The 21,476-nt window shown below is 74.7% G+C and carries 17 protein-coding genes and 1 riboswitch; of the genes, 10 read left to right on the top strand and 7 right to left on the bottom strand.

Annotated elements, in window-relative coordinates:
- Positions 1-147: 147 nt before the first annotated feature.
- Positions 148-1,218, top strand: a complete 1,071-nt coding sequence (locus tag ACFYXK_RS27220; RefSeq protein WP_389413494.1) for a cytochrome P450 — start codon at positions 148-150, stop codon at positions 1,216-1,218.
- On the top strand, positions 1,211-2,452 hold the full coding sequence (locus tag ACFYXK_RS27215; protein ID WP_389413493.1) for a cytochrome P450: 1,242 nt from the start codon (positions 1,211-1,213) through the stop codon (positions 2,450-2,452). The genes ACFYXK_RS27220 and ACFYXK_RS27215 overlap by 8 nt, the downstream gene beginning before the upstream one ends.
- Before the next feature lie 91 nt (positions 2,453-2,543).
- Here the strand turns inward: ACFYXK_RS27215 and cobN are convergent, their stop codons facing one another.
- A complete protein-coding gene (cobN, locus tag ACFYXK_RS27210) occupies positions 2,544-6,161 on the bottom strand; it encodes a cobaltochelatase subunit CobN (protein ID WP_389413492.1) in 3,618 nt (1,205 codons plus the stop codon).
- A 32-nt stretch (positions 6,162-6,193) separates the two neighbouring features.
- Positions 6,194-6,335: riboswitch (cobalamin riboswitch) on the bottom strand.
- Between the two features lie 157 nt (positions 6,336-6,492).
- Between cobN and cobG the strand changes: the two genes are divergently transcribed.
- Genes cobG through ACFYXK_RS27195 form a run of 3 tightly spaced genes read left to right on the top strand, consistent with a single transcriptional unit; the run spans position 6,493 to position 10,075 of the window.
- On the top strand, positions 6,493-7,917 hold the full coding sequence (cobG, locus tag ACFYXK_RS27205) for a precorrin-3B synthase (protein WP_389413491.1): 1,425 nt from the start codon (positions 6,493-6,495) through the stop codon (positions 7,915-7,917).
- The gene (locus ACFYXK_RS27200; RefSeq protein WP_383509860.1) at positions 7,914-8,561 is read left to right on the top strand and encodes a precorrin-8X methylmutase; all 648 of its coding nucleotides are present in this window, start codon (positions 7,914-7,916) and stop codon (positions 8,559-8,561) included. The genes cobG and ACFYXK_RS27200 overlap by 4 nt, the downstream gene beginning before the upstream one ends.
- A complete protein-coding gene (locus ACFYXK_RS27195; protein ID WP_389413490.1) occupies positions 8,558-10,075 on the top strand; it encodes a precorrin-2 C(20)-methyltransferase in 1,518 nt (505 codons plus the stop codon). The genes ACFYXK_RS27200 and ACFYXK_RS27195 overlap by 4 nt, the downstream gene beginning before the upstream one ends.
- Positions 10,076-10,153: 78 nt before the next feature.
- Here ACFYXK_RS27195 and ACFYXK_RS27190 read toward each other — a convergent pair whose 3' ends face one another.
- The 4 genes from ACFYXK_RS27190 to cbiE all read right to left on the bottom strand — a co-directional run bounded on the left by ACFYXK_RS27190 (position 10,154) and on the right by cbiE (position 13,662).
- Positions 10,154-10,834: a hypothetical protein gene (locus ACFYXK_RS27190; RefSeq protein ID WP_389413489.1), complete on the bottom strand. Its 681-nt coding sequence runs from the start codon at positions 10,832-10,834 to the stop codon at positions 10,154-10,156.
- Positions 10,835-10,896: 62 nt separating this feature from the next.
- The gene (locus tag ACFYXK_RS27185; RefSeq protein ID WP_389413488.1) at positions 10,897-11,649 is read right to left on the bottom strand and encodes a cobalt-precorrin-6A reductase; all 753 of its coding nucleotides are present in this window, start codon (positions 11,647-11,649) and stop codon (positions 10,897-10,899) included.
- Positions 11,639-12,388 carry a precorrin-4 C(11)-methyltransferase gene (cobM, locus tag ACFYXK_RS27180; RefSeq protein WP_389413487.1) on the bottom strand — a complete coding sequence of 250 codons (750 nt, stop codon included), beginning with the start codon at positions 12,386-12,388 and terminating at the stop codon, positions 11,639-11,641. The genes ACFYXK_RS27185 and cobM overlap by 11 nt, the downstream gene beginning before the upstream one ends.
- The gene (gene cbiE / locus ACFYXK_RS27175) at positions 12,385-13,662 is read right to left on the bottom strand and encodes a precorrin-6y C5,15-methyltransferase (decarboxylating) subunit CbiE (RefSeq protein WP_389413523.1); all 1,278 of its coding nucleotides are present in this window, start codon (positions 13,660-13,662) and stop codon (positions 12,385-12,387) included. The genes cobM and cbiE overlap by 4 nt, the downstream gene beginning before the upstream one ends.
- 173 nt (positions 13,663-13,835) lie before the next feature.
- Between cbiE and ACFYXK_RS27170 the strand changes: the two genes are divergently transcribed.
- Both ACFYXK_RS27170 and ACFYXK_RS27165 read left to right on the top strand, forming a co-directional pair.
- A complete protein-coding gene (locus ACFYXK_RS27170; RefSeq protein WP_389413486.1) occupies positions 13,836-14,768 on the top strand; it encodes an oxidoreductase in 933 nt (310 codons plus the stop codon).
- Between the two features lie 110 nt (positions 14,769-14,878).
- Positions 14,879-16,285, top strand: a complete 1,407-nt coding sequence (locus tag ACFYXK_RS27165) for an FAD-dependent oxidoreductase (RefSeq protein WP_389413485.1) — start codon at positions 14,879-14,881, stop codon at positions 16,283-16,285.
- Positions 16,286-16,306: 21 nt separating this feature from the next.
- Here ACFYXK_RS27165 and ACFYXK_RS27160 read toward each other — a convergent pair whose 3' ends face one another.
- A complete protein-coding gene (locus ACFYXK_RS27160; protein ID WP_389413484.1) occupies positions 16,307-17,365 on the bottom strand; it encodes a trypsin-like peptidase domain-containing protein in 1,059 nt (352 codons plus the stop codon).
- Positions 17,366-17,574: 209 nt separating this feature from the next.
- Here ACFYXK_RS27160 and ACFYXK_RS27155 point away from each other — a divergent pair, with 209 nt between their 5' ends.
- Both ACFYXK_RS27155 and tsaD read left to right on the top strand, forming a co-directional pair.
- Complete coding sequence (locus tag ACFYXK_RS27155; RefSeq protein ID WP_389413483.1) at positions 17,575-18,633, top strand: phosphatidylinositol-specific phospholipase C domain-containing protein; 1,059 nt, start codon at positions 17,575-17,577, stop codon at positions 18,631-18,633.
- A 103-nt stretch (positions 18,634-18,736) separates the two neighbouring features.
- Positions 18,737-19,801 (top strand): tRNA (adenosine(37)-N6)-threonylcarbamoyltransferase complex transferase subunit TsaD, encoded by a 1,065-nt coding sequence (tsaD, locus tag ACFYXK_RS27150; protein ID WP_389413482.1) that lies wholly within the window; start codon positions 18,737-18,739, stop codon positions 19,799-19,801.
- A 3-nt stretch (positions 19,802-19,804) separates the two neighbouring features.
- On the opposite strand, the gene ACFYXK_RS27145 is transcribed toward tsaD, so the two are convergent.
- Entirely contained in the window at positions 19,805-20,530 is a 726-nt protein-coding gene (locus ACFYXK_RS27145; protein WP_389413481.1) for a uridine kinase, read from the bottom strand.
- A 174-nt stretch (positions 20,531-20,704) separates the two neighbouring features.
- Between ACFYXK_RS27145 and ACFYXK_RS27140 the strand changes: the two genes are divergently transcribed.
- Positions 20,705-21,373, top strand: coding sequence for an O-methyltransferase (locus ACFYXK_RS27140; protein ID WP_389413480.1), 669 nt, complete (start codon positions 20,705-20,707; stop codon positions 21,371-21,373).
- Positions 21,374-21,476 lie beyond the last annotated feature (103 nt).

Here is a 21,476-nt window from a genome sequence, read left to right as displayed (position 1 = left end):
GAAGAGCGAGCCGAGCCTGAAGCAGAGCGCCTGGTACTTCTGGTACTAAGCCGGAAATCCCAGCACCGGGCCCGTACCCGGCAGAGCCGGCCCCGGCCCTTCCGGCCCCGCCGGGTACGGGCCTTCGGCATTCCCCGGAGCCCTCATATGCCAGCCACACCCCCGGCGCGTGCGCGCACGCGCCGCGCCACCGTATTCGCCCCCCGACTCCAGGCACTCATCGACGACCATCTGGGAAAGGACCTCGTCCGGCTGGAACCGGACACCATCGGAATTGCCGGAGCGGAACTCTCCGACAGGATTCTCGCCGCGCGAAAGGCCACCGAGACCGAGCGCCCGACATTCAAGCCCCTGCACGGCCGCTCCATTTCCAAGACCGAGGCCTCTTCGGTGATGCGCACCATCGGCAAGGACGTGCGCAAGGCCCTGGAGCGCCCGATACCCCGGGACGCGGATCTGTCGGGGCCGTGGCCCCTCACCGGCCACACCTTCCTCCGCGATCTGATCCTGCGCGACGACCCCGCGCGCCTGCGGATCCTGATGTCCCGGACGCTGGAGATCGACCCGAAGCTGACGTGGTCCACGATCGTCGCCGGAGCCGCGCTCCCGCGCCGGCCGCGGCCCGGCCCGCACCTGACCCACATCGGCAGCCTGTTCGCCGAGGCCGAGGGGTACCACGACCGCCGGTACGCCATGGGCATGTACCGGCGCGCGGCCGCTCCCGTCTGCTTCACCGTCTCCACGCTCGTCGCGAACGCCCTGTGGCTCGGCTCCCCGTTCGACGACGGCGACTCGAACCGGAACATCCTCTACGAGGCGATGCGGCTGCTGCCGCCCTCCTGGAACCTGCTGCGCAACCGCAGCCCCGAGTACCCCGCCCTCGACCCCCGCATCGGGCCCGGCGACGACGTGCTCGTGCTGCCGCTGCTCACCCACCGAGACCCCGCCCTGTGGGAGGCCCCGCAGGAGTTCCGGCCCGCCCGGTGGGACACCCTCGACCCGGACGCCACCCCCGGGTACATGCCGTTCGGCCACGCGAGCGAGCGCTGCTGGGGGCGGCACATGGTGATGCCGCTGGCGGAACTCCTGCTCGACCACATCCGCCGGACCGGACTCGTCGTCGCCCCCGGCCAGCGCACCGCCGACGTGCCGCTCGTCGGCCTCCTCGGTGTGAAGACCGTCCACGTCGGCCACAAGAACCGGGTGCACCATGCGTGACCGCAAGACCCACGACCGCCGGGGCCGGGACCGCAAGAACGCCGAGATCCTGGCCGCCGACTGGCAGGACCGCGCCCACGAGATCTACGGGCGCTGGCGGCGCGACGGCGCCATCCGCTACGTGCGCTACCCCGGACCCGGTGCGGTCGAGGGCTGGGTCGTCACCGGCCACGCGGAGGCGAAGGCCCTCCTGGCCGACCCGAGGCTGTCGAAGAACCGGGCGGCCCAGCGGTTCGGCCGGCACATCGGGCTCACCGAGGGGCCCGGGGCGGCGATGTTCTCGCACATGCTCAACGCCGACCCGCCCGACCACACCCGGCTGCGCAAAATCGTCCAGAAGGCGTTCACCGCCCGCCGCACCGCGAGCCTGCGGCCCATGGTCGAACAGCTCGTCGGCGGGCTGCTCGACGCCCTGGAGGGCAAGGCCGAGGCGGAGCTGATCTCGGAGTTCGCCCTCCCGCTGCCGGTCGCGGTCGCCTTCGAGCTGCTCGGCGCCTCCGACGCGGACCACGAGATCCTTCAGATACGGGGCAACAGCCTCGGCGGCGGCCAGGGCGACGGCGAGGTCTCCGTCTTCACGGCCGAGAGCATGCTCGCCTACCTGCGCGCCCTCGTCGCCCTCAAGCGCGAGAACCCGGACGGCGACGGGCTGCTGTCCGCCCTGCTCACCGCCGGGGACGAGGACGGCGACGCGCTCACCGAGGACGAGATCACCTCCATGTCCTTCCTCCTCGTCGTCGCTGGCCACCAGACCACGGTCAACCTCGTCGCGAACGGCATCCACGCCCTGCTCGGCCACCCCGACCAGCTCGCCGCCCTGCGCGCCCGCCCGGAACTGGTGGCGGGCGCCGTCGAAGAGGTCCTGCGCTACGAGTCCCCGTCCGGCCTCGCGTCGTTCCGCTACGCCACCGAGCGCATCGAGGTGGGCGGAGTGACCATCCGGAAGGGCGAGTTCGTCCAGATCTCGCTGCTCGGCGCCGACCGGGACCCGGCCGTGTTCGCCGACCCCGACCGGTTCGACATCGGCAGGGCCGACGCGGGCCGCCACCTCGCCTTCGGCCACGGCATCCACCACTGCCTCGGGGCGCCGCTCGCCCGCCTCGAGGGCGAGATCGCCCTCACCCGCATCCTCGAGCGCTTCCCCCGCCTTCGCCTGCACGAGACGCACGAGGCGCGGTGGCAGTCCAACCCCCGCCACCGCGGGCTGCTCAGCCTGCCCGTACGGCTGAGCTGAGCCGCCCGGGAGCCGGAACGCAAAGAGCCGGACCGGCCCTCCCACCCGTACCCGGGTGAGGAGTTGCCGGTCCGGCTCCGTGTGGTGCGGACTACTCCGCCTCGCCCTCCAGGTTGCCCTCCGTGTCCAGGTACACCTGGCGGAGGGCTTCGAGGATCTGGGCGTCCGGCTTTTCCCACATGCCGCGCGACTCGGCCTCCAGGAGGCGTTCCGCGATGCCGTGCAGGGCCCAGGGGTTGGCCTCCTCCAGGAAGGCGCGGTTCGTCGGGTCCAGGACGTACGTCTCGGTCAGCTTGTCGTACATCCAGTCCGCGACGACGCCCGTCGTGGCGTCGTAGCCGAAGAGGTAGTCCACGGTCGCCGCCAGCTCGAAGGCGCCCTTGTAGCCGTGGCGGCGCATCGCCTCGATCCACTTGGGGTTGACCACGCGGGCGCGGAAGACGCGGGACGTCTCCTCGACCAGGGTGCGGGTCTTGACCGTCTCCGGGCGGGTGGAGTCGCCGATGTACGCCTCCGGGGCCGTGCCGCGCAGGGCGCGGACCGTGGCCACCATCCCGCCGTGGTACTGGAAGTAGTCGTCCGAGTCGGCGATGTCGTGCTCGCGGGTGTCCGTGTTCTTCGCGGCCACCGTGATCCGCTTGTACGCGGTCTCCATCTCGGCGCGGGCCGGTCGGCCCTCCAGACCGCGGCCGTACGCGTAGCCGCCCCACACCGTGTAGACCTCCGCGAGGTCGGCGTCCGTACGCCAGTCGCGGGAGTCGATCAGCTGGAGGATGCCGGCGCCGTACGTGCCCGGGCGCGAGCCGAAGATACGGGTCGTCGCGCGCCTCTCGTCACCGTGCTCGGCGAGGTCCGCCTGGGCGTGGGCCCGGACGAAGTTCTCCGACGCGGGCTCGTCCAGGGACGCCGCCAGCCGTACCGCGTCGTCCAGCAGGCCGATCACGTGCGGGAACGCGTCCCGGAAGAAGCCCGAGATGCGCAGCGTGACGTCGATGCGCGGGCGGCCCAGCTCCTCGAGCGGGATCGGCTCCAGGCCGGTGACGCGGCGCGAGGCCTCGTCCCAGACCGGGCGGATGCCCAGCAGGGCCAGCGCCTCGGCGACGTCGTCGCCCGCGGTGCGCATCGCGCTCGTGCCCCACAGGGACAGGCCGACCGAGGCGGGCCACTCGCCGTTGTCCGTGCGGTAGCGGGTGAGCAGGGAGTCGGCCAGGGCCTGGCCCGTCTCCCACGCGAGGCGGGACGGGACGGCCTTCGGGTCGACCGAGTAGAAGTTCCGGCCCGTGGGCAGGACGTTCACCAGGCCCCGAAGGGGGGAACCCGAGGGGCCCGCCGGGACGAAGGCGCCGTCCAGCGCGCTCACCACGTGCGCGATCTCGTCGGTCGTGCCGGCCAGCCGCGGGACGACCTCCCGGGCCGCGAAGTCCAGTACGGCCGCCACCTCCGCCGCGTACCCTGCGGCGACCGAAGCCACCGCCTCCGGGGCCCAGTCCGCGTCCTCCATCGCCTGCACCAGAGCGCGGGCCGCCTCCTCCGCCTCGTCGGCGGTCGTACGGGTGGCCGCGGACTCGTCCAGGCCGAGCGCCTCGCGCAGGCCGGGCAGGGCCGTGGTGCCGCCCCAGATCTGACGGGCGCGCAGGATCGCCAGGACCAGGTTGACCCGGGCCGCGCCGGTCGGGGCGCCGCCCAGGACGTGCAGGCCGTCGCGGATCTGGGCGTCCTTGACCTCGCACAGCCAGCCGTCGACGTGCAGCAGGAAGTCGTCGAAGCCCTCGTCGTCCGGGCGCTCCTCCAGACCCAGGTCGTGGTGGAGCTTCGCGGCCTGGATCAGGGTCCAGATCTGGGCGCGGATGGCCGGCAGCTTCGCCGGGTCCATCGCGGAGATCTGCGCGTACTCGTCCAGGTGCTGCTCCAGGCGCGCGATGTCGCCGTACGACTCCGCACGCGCCATCGGCGGCACCAGGTGGTCGACCAGGGTGGCGTGCACGCGGCGCTTGGCCTGCGTGCCCTCGCCCGGGTCGTTCACCAGGAAGGGGTAGATCAGCGGCAGGTCGCCGAGCGCGGCGTCCGGCGCGCAGGCCGCCGACAGGCCGGCGTTCTTGCCCGGCAGCCACTCCAGGTTGCCGTGCTTGCCCAGGTGGATCATGGCGTCGGCGCCGAAGCCGCCGTCCTCGGCGCGGGCCTGGATCCACCGGTACGCGGCCAGGTAGTGGTGCGAGGGCGGCAGGTCCGGGTCGTGGTAGATCGCGATCGGGTTCTCGCCGAAACCGCGCGGCGGCTGGATCAGGATGAGGAGGTTGCCGCGGCGCAGGGCCGCGAGGACGATGTCGCCCTCCGGGTTGGCCGAGCGGTCCACGAACATGTTGCCCGGGGCCTCGCCCCAGTGCTCCTCGACGTCTTCGCGCAGCTCGGCGGGGAGCTCGGCGAACCACCGCTTGTAGTCGGCGGCCGGGATCCGGACGGGGTTGCGGGCCAGCTGCTCCTCGGTCAGCCAGTCCTGGTCGTGGCCGCCGGCCTCGATCAGGGCGCGGATCAGCTCGTCGCCGTCGCCGGAGACCAGGCCCGGGATCTCCTCGACGGGGCCGAAGTCGTAGCCGCCCGCGATGAGGGTGCGCAGCAGCTCCACGGCGCTGGCCGGGGTGTCGAGGCCGACCGCGTTGCCGATGCGGGAGTGCTTGGTGGGGTACGCGGACAGGACGAGCGCGATCTTCTTGTCGCGGCGCTCGATGTGCCGCAGCCGGGCGTGCCGGACGGCGATGCCGGCGACGCGGGCGGCGCGCTCGGGGTCGGCCACGTACGCGGGCAGCCCGTCCTCGTCGAGCTCCTTGAAGGAGAACGGGACGGTGATCAGACGGCCGTCGAACTCGGGCACGGCGACCTGCGTCGCGGCGTCGAGCGGGGACAGGCCCTCGTCGTTGTCCTCCCAGGCGCTGCGCGAGCCGGTCAGGCACAGGGCCTGCAGGATCGGGACGCCGAGCGCGGCCAGCGCGCCCGCGTCCCACGACTCGTCGTCGCCGCCCGCCGAGGCGGTGGCGGGCTTGGTGCCGCCGGCCGCGAGGACGGTGGTGACGACCGCGTCCGCCGACTCCAGCGCGGCGATCAGGTCCGGCTCCGGGGTGCGCAGGGAGGACACGTAGAGGGGGAGCGCCCGGGCGCCCTGGGCCTCGATGGCATCGCACAGGGCGTGCACGAAGGCGGTGTTGCCGCTCATCTGGTGGGCGCGGTAGTACAGCACGGCGATCCGCGGACCCTCGCCGGCCCCGGGCGTGCGCTCCAGCGGGCCCCAGGTCGGCGCGGCGGCCGGCGGCTCGAAGCCGTGGCCGGTGAGCAGCACGGTGTCGGAGAGGAACCGGGCCAGCTGGTCCAGGTTGGCGGGGCCGCCGTGGGCGAGGTAGCCGTGCGCCTCGGCCGCGATGCCGATCGGGACCGTGGAGGCCTCCATCAGCTGGGCGTCCGGGGCCTGTTCGCCGGTCAGGACCACCACCGGGCGGGTCTGGGCCGGCGCCAGGAGCAGGTCGAGCCCGTCCTGCCAGGCGCGCAGGCCGCCGAGGAGGCGTACGACGACCAGGTCGACGCCGTCGAGCAGCCCGGGCAGATCGTCGAGGGGAAGGCGGGACGGGTTCGCGAACCGGTACGGCACGGGGCCGTCCGCGGTGTTCGCTGCGCGGGCGCTGAGCAGATCGGTGTCGGACGTCGACAGCAGCAGGATCATGCGGCGGCAGGCCTTCCTCGGGGTTTCCGCGCCCCGGGCAGTGAGGACAGCGGGAGTTCCTGACTCACCCGGCGGATGGCTCTGCAGGGTTCACAGTGGCGGGACCGCGCCGGATTCGCACCGGGCTTCCTCCCGGCGGGCCATGGGGCTCCGCCGCTGGTCATCTTAGGTGGCGATCTCCCTGACCGGGAGTGGGGGTGGCCCGCGCCGGGAGGTTCGCCCGACAGGCCCGCCCGCGCCCCCCGACCCCCCGCGCGCCCCCGCTCCGCGGAGGGGGTGGGTGGCGACGGCCACAGGTCGGGGCGGGGGAATCGTGGGTATGCTCGCCGCCATGCCGCCCCAGCCCCCTTCCGCCGCACCACGGGACGAACCCGTCATACGCGACCGCGGTGACGCATGCCCCGGTGCGCTGCGGCTGCATGCCGCGGACGACGGCTTCCTGGCCCGGGTCCGGGTGCCCGGCGGGATGCTCGGCGCGGACGCGGCCCTGCTGCTGGCCGATGCCGCGGACCGGCTCGGCGACGGGCACATCGACCTCACCTCCCGCGGCAACGCGCAACTGCGCGGACTCGGGGCGAGTTGCGGCGGCGCGCTGCAGTCCGTGCTCGTCCGCGCCGGCCTGCTGCCCGCGCCCACCCACGAGCGGGTCCGCAACATCGTCGCCTCGCCGCTGACCGGCCTCGACCGGCGCGGTCTGCCCGATGTGGCCCCCTGGGTCGCGGAGCTGGACCGGCTGCTGTGCGCCGAGCCGGCCGCGGCCGCCCTCTCCGGGCGTTTCCTGTTCGCACTCGACGACGGCCGCGGCGACGCGCGCTCGCTGGCCGCGGACGTGACCGTGCTGGCACGGGGCGCCGACCGGGCACTGCTGCTGCTGGGCGGCACACCGGCCGAGCGCACCGCCGACGCCCCGGGCGCCGGGACCCCGGACACCGACGCCCCGGACACCGGATCCGACCCCGCGGGGCAGCGCCCCGCACGGGCGGTGCTCGTCGCCTCGGCCGACGCGCCGCGGGCCGCGCTGACCGCCGCCCTGTATTTCCTGGACGCGGCGCGCGCAGCCGGCACCCGGGCCTGGCGGATCGCCGAGCTGCCCGCCGAACACGCCCTGGACGCAGCCGGGTTGACGGACCGGCTGGCGGCCGTCGGCATCGCCGCCGAGGCCGGGGCGCTGCCCGCACCGGCCTCGGCCGACGCCGCGTCCCCGTACGGCCCGCACGGGCGGGCTCCCGAGCCGGGGACCGTCACCGGACCCGACGGGACCGTCGCGCTCAGCGTCCTCGCCCCGCTGGGCCGCCTGACCACCGCGCAGTGGCGCCTGCTGGCCGGCCTCACGGGCCGTATCCGCCTGACCCCCTGGCGCGGCATCGTCGTCCCCGGCCTGCCCGCCCACGCCGCAGCACGAGAACTGGCCGCCCTCGCCGAGGCCGGGCTGGTCACCGCCCCCGACGACCCCTGGCGGTCCGTCACCGCCTGTACCGGTCGCCCCGGTTGCGCCAAATCCCTCGCGGACGTACGCGCCGACGCGCGCGCAGCCGTCACCCGCGCGACCGGCCCCCTGCCCGTGCACTGGTCCGGATGCGAACGCCGGTGCGGGCACCCGCGCGGCACCGCGTGGGTGGACCTGGTCGCCACCCCCGCGGGCTACGACCTCTCCGCCCCCGGCCGCACCGCGCGCCGCGGCCTGCAGACCTCCGAACTTCCCGCGGCCCTCGCGGACGCACGCCGCACCACCTCCCACGACGCAGCGAAGAAATGAGCGAGTACACAGTGTTCGAGTACGAGAAGGACGGCGCGGCGATCTACCGCCAGTCCTTTGCCACGATCCGCGCCGAGGCGGACCTCTCCGGGCTGCCCGCCTCCGTCGCCCAGGTCGCGGTACGCATGATTCACGCCTGCGGAATGACCGACCTGCCCCGTGACCTCGGCTACACCCCCGACGTCGTGCTGCGCGCGCGTGCCGCCCTGAGTGCCGGCGCGCCGATCCTGTGCGACGTGCAGATGGTCGCCAGCGGCGTCACCCGCAAGCGGCTGCCCGCCGACAACGAGGTCATCTGCACCCTCTCCGACCCGGCCGTGCCCGCCCTCGCCGCGAAGATGGGCACCACGCGCAGCGCCGCCGCCCTCGAAGTCTGGCGCGACCGCGGCCTGCTGGAGGGCTCCGTGATCGCCGTCGGCAACGCGCCGACCGCGCTGTTCCGACTGCTCGAGATGATCGAGGAGGGCGCCCCGCGCCCCGCGGCCGTCATCGGCGTCCCGGTCGGCTTCATCGGCGCCGCCGAGTCCAAGGACGCGCTGGCCGCCCACGCCTCCGGCCTCGACCACCTGATCGTGCGCGGCCGGCGCGGCGGCAGCGCCATCGCGGCCGCCGCCGTCAACGCGATCGCGAGCGAGGAAGAATGAGCAGCGCAGCCAGCACCGCAGCCGGCACCGGAAAGCTGTACGGCGTCGGGCTCGGCCCCGGCGACCCCTCCCTGATGACCCTCCGGGCCGTCCAGGTCATCGCCGAGGCCGATGTCGTCGCGTACCACAGCGCCCGCCACGGCCGCTCGATCGCCCGCTCCATCGCCGCCGGGCACCTGCGCGCGGACCACGTCGAGGAGCCGCTGGTCTACCCGGTCACCACCGAGACCACCGACCACCCCGGCGGCTACCAGGGGGCGATGGAGGAGTTCTACGAGCAGTCCGCCGCCCGGCTGGCCGCGCACCTGGAGGCCGGCCGGACCGTCGCCGTGCTCGCCGAGGGCGACCCGCTCTTCTACGGCTCGTACATGCACATGCACAAGCGGCTCGCCGACCGCTACGAGGCCGAGGTGATTCCCGGGGTGACCTCGGTGAGCGCCGCCGCCGCCCGGCTCGGCACCCCGCTCGTCGAGGGCGAGGAGGTGCTGACGATCCTGCCCGGCACCCTGCCGGAGGAGGAGCTCACCGCGCGCCTCGCCGCCACCGACTCCGCGGTCGTGATGAAGCTCGGCCGTACCTTCCCCGCCGTGCGCCGTGCCATGGAGGGCAGCGGACGGCTGGCGGAGGCCCGGTACGTCGAGCGCGCCACCATGGCGGGCGAGCGGACCGGCGTCCTCGCCGACACCGACCCCGCGAGCGTCCCGTACTTCGCCGTCGCCGTCGTGCCCAGCCGCATCGGCAACCCGGGCAGCGTGCCGTCCGGGCCCGGCGAGGTCTGCGTCGTCGGCACCGGACCGGCCGGGCCGCTCTGGCTCACCCCCGAGACCCGGCGGGCGCTGGCCGACGCCGAGGTGCTCGTCGGGTACACCACGTACCTGGACCGCGTCCCCGTCAAGCCGGGGCAGATCCGGCACGGCTCCGACAACAAGGTCGAGTCGGAGCGCGCCGAGTTCGCGCTCGACCTCGCCCGCCGCGGCAAGCGGGTGGCCGTGGTCTCCGGCGGCGACCCGGGCGTCTTCGCCATGGCCACCGCCGTACTGGAGGTCGCCGGGCAGCCGGAGTACAAGGACGTGCCCGTACGGGTCCTGCCGGGGGTGACCGCCGCCAACGCGGCAGCCGCCGCGGCCGGGGCCCCGCTCGGCCACGACTACGCCACCATCTCGCTGTCGGACCGGCTCAAGCCGTGGGAGGTCATCGCGGAGCGGCTGCGCGCCGCCGCCGCGGCGGACCTGGTGCTCGCCCTGTACAACCCGGGCTCGCGCAGCCGGACCTGGCAGGTCGCCCAGGCCAAGGAGCTGCTGCTGGAGCTGCGTTCGGCGCAGACGCCGGTCGTGGTCGCCCGCGACGTGGGCGGCCCGGAGCAGTCGGTCCGCATCCTCGCGCTCGGTGAACTGGAGCCGTCCGAGGTGGACATGCGCACGATCCTGCTGATCGGGTCCTCGCAGACCCAGGTCACGGAGCGGCCGGACGGTTCCCGCGTGACGTGGACCCCGCGCCGCTACCCGGAGGCCTGACCGGCAGCGAGCGCGGCCCGCCGCCCCGGGCGCGACGAAGCGCCCGCGGGCGGCGGCCGGTCGTTTCCGGCGGGGGGCTCAGCACTGCCAGAGGAACGCCGCCCGGCCGCAGGGCTCGCAGGCATGCGCATAGGCGCTGCCGGAGCCGAAGTTGGGGGCGGTGAGGGGGTCCGGACCCTCGTCCAGCCGGGCGACGAACTCCATGGGGCGGCCACAGCCCGCGCAGTCGGGGGTCTCGTCGCATTGAAGCCACTCGGCGGCGCCGCCGAGCCGGCCGAGCACGTCGTTCGCCGGGCGCCCGCTCCGCTCGGACCAGGCCTTGCGCGCGAGCCGGTACTCCGGCTCGGTCACCGTGACGCGCTCGACGCTACGGACCGCCCCCAGCTGCCGCACGTCCTCGTCGTCCTCGTCGTCCTCTTCGTCTTCTTCGTCCCCGTCCCCGTCCCCGTCCTCGGCGGCGGGGAGCGCGGGCAGCGGCATCGGCACGAGCCCGGCCGACGGGAAGAGGTACGCCCTGTTGCCGCCGGCCGTCGCGCTCCACTCCTCGCAACTGCCGGGGTCGTTGGCGCACATGAAGACGGCGAGGATCCCGCGCCCGCCGTCGAGGACGATCTGCGCGATGAAGCAGAGCGGCCCGGAGCAGGTCGTACAGGTGGGCCACCGCGTGCCGGAGGGCGCCAGCGGAAGGCCGCCGATGCGGGTGACCGGGGCGTCGGGTGCGGCGGAGCCGTCGTGGATCAGCAGGGTGGTGGTGCTCATGGCGACGAGGGTAGAAGAGCCCTCTGACAACGCCCGGGTCCGGGTGGGCCGGGCCGTCTCCGTCAGGCTCCCGCGAGCCACTCCAGGGCCGCCTCCGGACGCTCCGCCTCCGCGACGCCCTCCGGGACCGGCGGCCGGCGGACCACCAGGACGGGGAGGCCGGCCTCGCGGGCCGCAGCCAGCTTGGGTGCGGTCGCCGAGCCGCCGCTGTCCTTGGTCACCAGGACGTCGATCCGGTGCCGCGCGAGCAGCTCCCGTTCCTCTTCGAGGGTGAACGGCCCCCGGGCGAGCAGGACTTCGAGCCTCGGCGGCACGGGTGCGTCCGGCGGATCGACCGAGCGCACCAGGAACCAGGTGTCGGCCAGGTGCGCGAAGGCGTGCAGGCCCATCCGGCCGGTGGTCAGGAAGGCCCGGCCGCCCAGTTCCGGCAGCCGTACGGCCGCCTGGGCGAGGGAGTCGGCGAAGTGCCAGTCGTCCCCCGGGCCGGGGGACCATCCGGGGCGGCGCAGCGCGAGCAGCGGGACGCCCGAGAGCGACGCAGCAGCGGCCGCGTTGAAGCTCATCCGCTCCGCGAAGGGGTGCGTGGCGTCGACCAGGTGCGTGACCCGGTGGGCCGTGATCCAGGCGGCCAGGCCGCCAGGGCCGCCGAAGCCGCCGATCCGCACCTCGCCCGGCGGCAGCACGGGCGCGGACACCCGGCCGGCGAGCGAGGTGGTCACGCGGTACGAGGGATCCCCGGCGAGCGCCTCCGCGAGGCGCCGGGCCTCCGTCGTACCGCCCAGGATCAGGACGTGGCGGTCCGGATCAGCAGACATGCCGGTCGCGCTCGGGCGAGTACAGGTGGCTGTCGCGGAACTGCTCGGCGCCGAGCGTACGGCCCACCACGATCACCGCGGTGCGGACCAGGCCCGCCTCCTTCACCTGGTCGGCGATGTCGGCCAGCGTGCCGCGCAGGATCAGCTCGTCCGGGCGGCTGGCCATCGCCACGACCGCCACCGGGCACTCGGCCCCGTAGTGCGGCAGCAGTTCGGCGACGACCCGGTCCACGTAGCGCGTGGCCAGGTGCAGGACCAGCAGCGCGCCGCTGCGGCCCAGGGTGGCCAGGTCCTCGCCGGGCGGCATGGGGGTGGCCTGCTGGGCGATCCGGGTCAGGATCACGGTCTGCCCGACGGTGGGGACGGTCAGCTCCCGCTTCAGCGCGGCCGCCGCCGCGGCGAACGCCGGGACGCCGGGGACCACCTCGTACGGGATGCCGGACGCATCCAGCCGCCGCATCTGCTCCGCGACGGCGCTGAAGATCGAGGGGTCGCCCGAGTGGAGCCGCGCGACGTCCTCGCCCGCGTCGTGGGCCCGTACGCACTCGGCGATGATCTCGTCGAGGTTCAGCTGCGAGGTGTCGACCAGGCGGGCGTCCGGCGGGCACTCGGCCAGCAGTTCGCGCGGGACCAGGCTGCCCGCGTACAGGCAGACCGGGGCGGCGGCCAGCGTCCGGGCACCGCGCACCGTGATCAGGTCGGCGGCGCCGGGGCCCGCACCGATGAAGTACACGGTCATGTCGTCTCCTGGTCCTCTTCGTTCTCTTCGTGCGCCGCTGCGGGAGGGTCCGTCCGCGGCCAGGGCTTCGTCACGGACCACTGGGTGACCGGCATCGCCTGCCGCCAGCCCGTGAAACCGCCGACCGCCGCCGCGTGCGCGACGGCGAGTTTGACCAGGTCGCCGCCGTGGCGCCGGTAGCGCTCGGTGAGGACCGCCTCCGACTCCAGGGTCACGGTGTTGACCACCAGCCGGCCGCCCGGGGCCAGCGCCGCCCAGGCGGCGTCCAGCAGGCCCGGCGCGGTCAGCCCGCCGCCGATGAACACCGCGTCGGGGGCCGGGAGGCCGGCGAGGGCCTCGGGAGCCGCGCCGGTGACCACGCGCAGCCCGGGGACGCCGAGCGCCGCCGCGTTGCGGGTGATGCGCGCGGCCCGCTCCGGGACGCGCTCCACGGCCACCGCCCGGCAGGAGGGGTGCGTGCGCATCCACTCGATGCCGATGGAGCCGGAGCCGCCGCCGATGTCCCACAGCAGCTCGCCGGGGGCCGGGGCGAGGGCGCACAGGGTCGCGGCCCGTACGTGGCGCTTGGTGAGCTGGCCGTCGTGCTCGTACGCGGTGTCGGGCAGGCCGGGGGTCGAGCCGAGCCGAGGGACCTCGCTCTGCCTGTCGCGGCGGCAGTCCACGGCCACCACGTTGAGCGGATCGCCGGGCGCGCGGTCCCAGCTCTCGGCCCGGCCCTCGTACGTGTCCTCGCGCTCGGAGCCGAGCTGCTCCAGCACCCGCATCCGGCTCGGGCCGAAGCCGCGCTCCCGAAGCAGAGCGGCGATCTCCTCCGGGGTCGCCGCTCCGGCGCTGAGCACCAGCACCCGCCGCCCCTCGTACAGTGCGGCCGCGAGCCGGGCCACCGGGCGGCCGACCACCGTGACCACCTCGGTCTCCTCCACCGGCCAGCCCAGGCGGGCGCAGGCGTACGAGACCGAGGAGGGGTGCGGGTGGACCCGCAGGCCCTCCGCCCCGAGCTCCTCGGCCAGGGCCCGGCCGATCCCGTAGAACATGGGGTCGCCGCTCGCCAGCACCGCGATCCGGCGGCCCGCGTGCTCCGCCATCAGCTTCGGCACGGCCGGCCGCAGCGGGCTCGGCCAGGCCACCCGCTCGCCGGCGCACTCGCCGGACGGCAGCAGGTCCAGCTGCCGCGGCCCGCCGATCAGCACCTCGGCCCCGGTCAGCGCGGACCGCGCGGCGGCGGTGAGCCCGGCCCAGCCGTCGGCGCCGAGGCCGACGACCGACACGGGCATGGGGGGCGGTGCTGGGCTCACTGCGCGGTACCTCGGGAACGGGAAGGGAGCGGGTGGACCCGCAGCCTACTGGCCGGGTGACCGGCCCCCGGCTCCACCCCCGCGAAGGGCGAGGTCTACCCTCGGTAACCCCACGTAACCCGTCGCTCGACCCACCTCGCGAGGGAGACCGCATGCCTGGCTGGACCGCCGAGAACATCCCCGACCAGAGCGGCCGCACCGCCGTCGTCACCGGCGCCAACAGCGGTATCGGCTACGTCGCCGCCCGGGAGCTCGCCCGGCACGGCGCGCACGTGGTGCTGGCCTGCCGCAGCGCGGCCCGCGGCCGCGCCGCCGTGGTGCGGCTGCGTGCCGAAGTCCCGGGCGCCGAGGTGGAGTTCGTACCACTGGACCTGGCCGACCTGGGCTCCGTACGGGAGTTCGCGAAGGCCTTCGGACAGCGCCGGCCCTCCCTCGACCTGCTGGTGAACAACGCGGGCGTGATGGCCCTGCCCTTCGGGCGGACCGCCGACGGGTTCGAGACCCAGTTCGGGGTCAACCACCTCGGCCACTTCGCCCTGACCGGGCTGCTCCTGCCGCAGCTGATGGCCGCGGCCCCCGGAGCCCGGATCGTCACCGTCTCCAGCGGCTTCCACGCGCTCGGCGACATCGACCTCGACGACCTGAACAGCGAGCACCGCTACCGGCGCTGGATCGCGTACGGCCGCTCCAAGACCGCCAACCTCCTCTTCACCCACGAACTGGCCCGGCGCCTCGACGCCGTCGGCTCCGGGATCGTCGCGGCCGCCGCGCACCCCGGCTACGCCTCGACCAACCTGCACGTCGGGGCGTCGCGCCAGGAGGGCCACCGGCCCATGTTCCGGCTGATGGGGCTCGGCGCCGCCGTCCTCGCCCAGTCCGCCGCCTCCGGGGCCCTGCCCACGCTGTACGCGGCCACCGCACCGGGGGTGCGGCCCGACGCGTTCCACGGACCGCGGCTCGGCTGGCGCGGGGCGCCCGCGCGCTCCTGGCGGGCCAAGTGGACCCTGGACGACGCCTCCGGCGAACGGCTCTGGGCGGCCTCGGAGAAGCTCACCTCCGTCCCGTACGGCCCCCTCGCACGCTGACGGCGGCCGGGCCGGGCGCCCCGCCGTGAGCCCGTCCGCCCCCGGGGTGCCTCGGGGCGCCCCGGGCGGGACCTGATCCCGCGTGCGCCCGCCACGGGAGACTCGGCGCCATGGACGACGACACGGACAACCACCCAGAAGCCCACGACCACGCAGTGGTCCTCGGCGCAGGCCTGGCAGGGCTGCTGGCGGCGCGGGCACTCGCCCAGCGGTTCGCGCGCGTGACCGTGGTGGAGCGGGACGAACTGCCCGATGCCGGACCGGCCTTCCGGCCCGGTGTGCCGCAGTCCCGGCACGTGCACGTGCTGTGGTCGCGGGGCCTGGAGCTGATGGAGGAGCTGCTGCCCGGGGTCACCCGCGAGCTGCTCGCGGCCGGGGCGGCCCTGATGGAGTCGCCGCGGGACTTCCTGTGGCTGAGCTCCGCCGACTGGTTCCACCAGGTTCCGGGCTCCCGGATCCTGGTGGGCAGCCGCGAGCTGATCGACTGGACGGTCCGCAGGGAGGTGCTGCGGGACGAGCGGATCCGGGTCCGCGCCGGATCGACGGCGACCGGGCTCGTCCCCGGACCGGACGGCCGCTCCGTGGCCGGCGTACGGCTGCGCGAGGGCGGCCCGCTGCCCGCCCGCTTCGTGGTCGACGCGACCGGGCGGACCTCCCGGGCCCCGGCGTGGCTCGCCGCCCTCGGCCACCCGGCCCCGGCGACCACCCGCTACGACTCCCGTCTCGGCTACTCCAGCCGCTACTACGAGGTCCCGCCGGATCCGGCCCGCCGCTGGCAGGGCATGTACGTCCAGGGCCGCCCCGACAGTCCGCGCGGGGGAGTGCTGGTGCCCCTCGACGACGGCCGCTGGCTGGCGACCCTGATCGGCAACGGCGAACACGCCCCGCCGACCGGGGACGAGGAGTTCCTCGAGTACACCAGGAGCCTGCGCACCCCGGCCCTGTACGACGCCCTCCGCGACGCCAAACCGCTCTCCTCGCCGACGGGGTTCCGGAGCACCGCGAACGAATGGCGCCACTACGAGCGGCTCGACCGCTGGCCGGCCGGATTCGTCGTCCTCGGCGACGCGGCCTGCCGGTTCAACCCCGTGTACGGGCACGGGATGACGGTGGCCGCCCTCGCGGCGGACGCGCTGGCCGGCGCCATCCGGGGGCTGGCACCCCGGGAGATCGCCGCGGCCGCCCGGCGCATCCAGCGGCGCACGGCCGCCGCTGCCGAGGTGGCCTGGCAGATCGCCACCAGCGAGGACATGCGCTACCCGGAGACCGAGGGGCCGCCGCCCGACCAGATGACCAAGGTCCTGCAGGCCTACATGTCCCGGGTGATCGTGGGCGCCAACGCCGACCCGGAGATCTCCCGGCCCTTCTTCGGCGTGCTGTCGCTGTCGGCCTCGCCGAACACCCTGCTGAGCCCGGGCACGGTGATCCGGGTCCTGTCCAAGTGGCGCCTGCCGACGGCCCCGGAGACCGCCGCCTACCCGCCGCACCACCCGGGCCCGCCGGACTCGGGTTCGTAGGGCCGCCCCGATCCGGCGGGTCTAGCGGGCCGCCACGGCCCGTTCGTACAGGGCGCGTACCGCCTCGTCGAACCGGCTGCTGTACGAGGTCGTCTCGTCCCCGCCCCCGTCGCGGCCGCCGACCACCCCGATCAGGGTGTGCGCGTCGGTCAGCACCGGACCACCGCTCGTGCCGTCGGGTACGTCCGCGCAATCCAGCCGCAGTTGCGCGGGCCCCGCGGCGCGGGCGGTGTTGAAGCACTCCACCGGGTACTCGGTGTCGTTCGGATAGCCCACGACCCGGGCCGGCGCAGGCAGTTCGGGCCGGAACCGGATGGTATGGGCCCCGGTGGCGTCCTCCAGGCGTTCGCCGGGACGGCCGGCCCGGCGCATCCGGAGGAAGGCCACGTCGTAGTCGGGGTCCTGGTCCTCGGTCCACCGGGGGTCCACGTCGATCCGGGTGGGCACCCAGATCCCGTACGGGGCCTCGCCGTCCCGGTAGCCGGGGGCGAAGGCGAGGTTGGTGCGGAAGCCGAGGCTGCCGCGGTACACGCAGTGGGCGGCGGTGGCGATGAGGTCGCCGTCGGGGGAGTGGACCACGCCGGCCGAACAGTGGTGGTCCTGGTCCCCGTCCTCGCCGGGCGAGAACAGCGCCCCGGTCGTGGGCTCGGCAGCGGCGGGCCGCGCGACCAGAGGGTCGGAGGGCTGCCAGCCGCCCGACCGCCAGTGCACGCCGGCCGGGGGGCCGCCCGTGCCCTGCGCGGTCGGGCCCGGCGGGGCCGATCCCGGCGCCGGGGTCCCCCGTACCGGGGCCTCGGGCGCCGGGGTCTGCCGTACCGGAGCCCCTTGCGCCGGGGTCTGCCGTACCGGGCCCTCCTGCGGCGGGACCTCCCGCGCCAGCCCGTCCAGCACGGCCGCCGCCGCGCGGTCGGCCTGCTCCGGGTTCTGTACGTAGCTCCCCTCCGCGGGATCCCCGTCCGCGAGGTGCGCCGCGATGCCGTGCAGTTCCCACAGGAACCCGCCGCCCCCGATCAGCACCGCGCTGCACATGCCGACGAGCAGGCAGACCCGTACGGCCCGCCCGCGAACCCTGGTGAACATCTGGCACTCCCGCTCGCGAACCCCGATCGGAGCCCGATCGGCCCCCTGTTCGACGGGCGGCGTGACGACGGCAGTTCCGGATCCGGAACGTGTCCGTTCTCACAGCCGGGCACCCGTCATCCCCCGTCCTTCCGGTCGTCACCCAACTCGCCTACCCTCCCCGCGAGTTGCCACATGGCGTACCGACTGGGCGGACAGGAGCCGAAAGCATGGGATTGCGGAACCGGATGGCGGGCGCGGTGACGGCGGGCCTGGCGGCCCTGGCCCTCGTACTCGGGGCGGCCCCGGCAGGGGCTGCGGCCAAGGCGGCAGGGACCGCCGCCGACCTCCCGTACGCGGGATCGACCGGCGTCGGCGTGCACAACGCGTACGAGAAGGCCAAGTACCCGTACTTCGCGGACGCCCTCGACTCGGGCGCCGCGATGCTGGAACTCGACGTGTGGACCAACTTCTTCGGCAGCTCCTGGCGGGTCGCCCACGACAACCCCTTCGGCAACGACAACAACTGCGAGAACGCCACCAGCCCCGCCCAGCTGCGCACCAAGTCCCGCAACCAGAACCTCGCGGGCTGCCTCTCCGACATCCGCAGCTGGCACGACGCCCACCCCGGCCACCGCCCGGTCGTCCTCAAGCTGGAGCTCAAGGACGGCTTCGCCGCCAACCTCGGGCGCGGCCCGGCCGAGCTCGACGCACTCCTCGCCTCGAAGCTCGGCGACGCCCTCTACCGCCCCGGCCGGCTCGCCGCGGGCCACCCCGACCTCGACTCCGCCGCCCGGGCCGGGGCCTGGCCGAGCCGCGCCGAGATGGCCGGGAAGTTCCTGGTGGAGCTCATCCCCGGCACGCTGGAGGAGGGCAACGCCGGCGACACCCTGTGGACCGGCCGGGAGTACGCCCAGCACCTGCGCTCCCTCGCCGCCGCGGGCCGGCTCGGCGAGGCCGCCGCCTTCCCCGCCGTGCACCGGGCCGAGGCCGGCGACCCGCGTGCCCGGTACGCCGACGCAACGCTCCGCCCCTGGTTCGTGGTCTTCGACGGGGACGCGAGCGCGTACGCGGGCGGCTCCATCGACACCGCCTGGTACGACCGCAACCACTACCTGCTGATCGCCACCGACGCCCACGGCGTGGCGCCCGCCATCGACGGGGTGCACCCGACCGAGGCGCAGGCCCTGGACCGGGTCGGCCTGATGGCCCGGCACCACGCGTCCATCGCATCGGCGGACTGGTATCCCCTGCCGTCGGTGCTGGCGACGGTCGTCCCGCGCGGCTAGGGGGTGCGCTGTGGGTCAGGCCGGGCTCGCGGCGTGACCCGCAGCGCACCCCCTGTATCCTTATTGCGAACTATTCGCAATAAGGGTCGGGTGTGCGGGTCTGATGGCTGCTTCTCCGGTGGTGCTCGGCATCGAGTCCTCCTGCGACGAGACGGGCGCGGGCATCGTGCAGGGCGGCCGCCTCCTCGCGCACGTCGTCGCGTCGAGCATGGACGAACACGCCCGCTTCGGCGGGGTCGTCCCCGAGATCGCGGCCCGCGCCCACCTGCACGCCTTCAACCCGGTGGTCCGCCAGGCCCTCGACCGGGCCGGACTGCGCGCGGACCAGCTCGACGCGGTGGCCGTCACCACCGGCCCCGGCCTCTCCGGCGCGCTCCAGGTCGGACTGGCCGGGGCCAAGACCCTCGCGTACGCGCTGGGCGTACCGCTGTACGGGGTGCACCACCTGGCCGGGCACGTCGCCGCCGACACCCTGGAGCACGGCCCGCTGCCCGAGCCCTGCGTGGTGCTGGTCGTCTCCGGCGGGCACACCTCGCTGCTGCTCGTACGGGACCTCGTACGGGAGCCGATCCTGCACCTCGGGGACACCCTGGACGACGCGGCCGGGGAGTGCTTCGACAAGGTGGCCCGGGTGTTCGGCCTGCCGTATCCGGGCGGGCCCGCCATCGACCGGGCGGCCCGGGGCGGGAACCCGAAGGCGGTTCCGTTCCCCCGCCCGCTGACCGGCGGACCGCGCGGGGAGGACCCGTACGCGTACTCCTTCTCCTTCTCCGGGCTGAAGACGGCCGCCGCCCGCTGGGCCGAGGGCCACCGGCAGCGCGGGGAGCGGCTGCCGGTCGCCGACGGCGCGGCCTCGCTCCAGGAGGCGGTGGCCGACGTACTGACCCGCAAGGCCGTCGCGGCCTGCACGGCGTACGACGTGAAGACGCTGGTGGTGGTCGGCGGAGTGGCGGCCAACTCGCGCGTCCGGGCGCTGGCGGAACGGCGCTGCGCCTCGGCGGGCATCGAACTGCGGGTGCCGCCGATGACGCTGTGCACGGACAACGGGGCGATGATCGCGGCGATCGGCGACCTGCTGGTCCGCGCGGACGCGGAGCCGGCGCCGCACGGCCTCACGATCGACCCGTCGGCCCCGCTGGAGTACGCGGCACTCCACCCGGCGGGCTGACGGTCAGCCGAGCAGGCGGGGCCGGTCGAAGACCGAGTTGTCGATGACGGCGTCCATCCGCGGCAGGGGGTCGACCTCGTCGAGGTAGATCCGCTCGGCCACCAGGTACCGGTTGCGGTGGATCGACTCGGCGTCCGACCCGGCCCAGTTCCGGTCCCGCTCGGCGCCGCGCCGTACGGACAGCTCTGCGTCCACGTCCAGCCAGACGCGGAAGTCCCAGTAGCCGTCGATCTCGGGCCGGAACGCGAACACCCCGTCGACGATCAGGACGGCGTCGGCGGGGACGGCCACGGTCTCGGCGGAATGGTCCCGCTGGGTCAGCGGATCGATGGAACACAGCGCACAGGACGCCGCCTGCGCCGACCGGCACGGGTCCAGCAGCAGCCGCTTGGCCGCGTCGTAGTCGTAGGCGTTGCGGTAGTACCCCTCGCCGGACTCCCGGTCGTACAGGTGCCGGTCCTTCCACGGCTTCTTGAAGTCGTCGAGGGTGGCCCGCAGTACGGTCCGCCGCCCGGCCACGGCGATCCGCCGGGCCAGTTCGTGCCCGAAGCCGGTCTTCCCGGCGGCGGTGAACCCGTCGATCCCCACGAGCAACCGCCCGCCGCCGAGGCCCAGAACGCGATCGGCGACCTCCGCGACGAGCGCGCTGCGCACGTCCGAGACGGGCGCGGGACAGGGCTGCTGCCAGGTCGAAGCCGAGTGGTGCACATCCGCCCGTCGTGAAGTCATGTGATCAACCTATCGACCGCCCGGAACTGCGTTCCTGCGGGCTCCCTGCTCCGCCGCGGCGCGGGCGGGTCCGAGCCGTTGCCGTTCCGGGGCGGTGTCGTTGGTCAGCGGGGCGATCCGGCAGCGCGGGCTCTCCCGACGGCATGACGGACTCGCGGAGGGTGAACGGACGACATGGACAGGACTGCCGACGAGGTGAAGACGGTGCACCTCACCCCCGAGGTGTACGGGTACCTGGTGGCGCAGGCCGAACCCCCGAGCCCCGTCCAGCAGCGGCTGATCGCCCGCACGCGTGAGCTCGGCCGCCCGGCGCAGATGCAGGTCCCGCACGAGCAGGGCGTCTTCCTCACCCTGCTGGGCCGGATCGCCGGAGCCCGCCGGATCGTCGAGGTCGGCACCTTCACCGGCTACTCCACGCTCGCCCTGGCCGAGGGCCTGGCGGCCGGCGGACGGGTCCTGACCTGCGACGTCTCCGAGGAGTGGACGGCGATCGCCCGGGAGGCCTGGAAGGCGGCCGGGGTGGACGACCGGATCGACCTCGAGATCGCCCCGGCCCTGGAGACGCTCCGCGCGCTGCCCCGGGACCCGGTCGTCGATCTGGTCTTCCTGGACGCCGACAAGCCCGGCTACCGCGCCTACTGGGACGAGCTCGTCCCGCGCCTGCGCCCCGGCGGGCTGATCCTCGCCGACAACGTCCTGTACGGGGGAGAGGCGGTGCACGCGGACGCCGAGGGGAACGCCCTGGCCATCCGGGAGTTCAACGCCCACGTGCGCGCCGACGACCGGGTCGAGTCGGTGATGCTCCCGATCGCGGACGGCCTCACGCTCGCGCGCAAGCGCTGAGGGTCGAGGGGACCTGGGGGTTCGCGGTGTTCGCGGTGTTCGCGGTGCTCCGGGGGAGCCTGGTGCTCCTGGGGCATCCTGGGAGGACAACCGCATCCAGAGG

Source organism: Streptomyces sp. NPDC002209, assembly GCF_042890265.1.
Taxonomy (GTDB): Bacteria; Actinomycetota; Actinomycetes; order Streptomycetales; family Streptomycetaceae; genus Streptomyces.
Note: the sequence above shows the minus strand (reverse complement) of the source record. Positions and strands in the feature narration are given on the sequence as shown.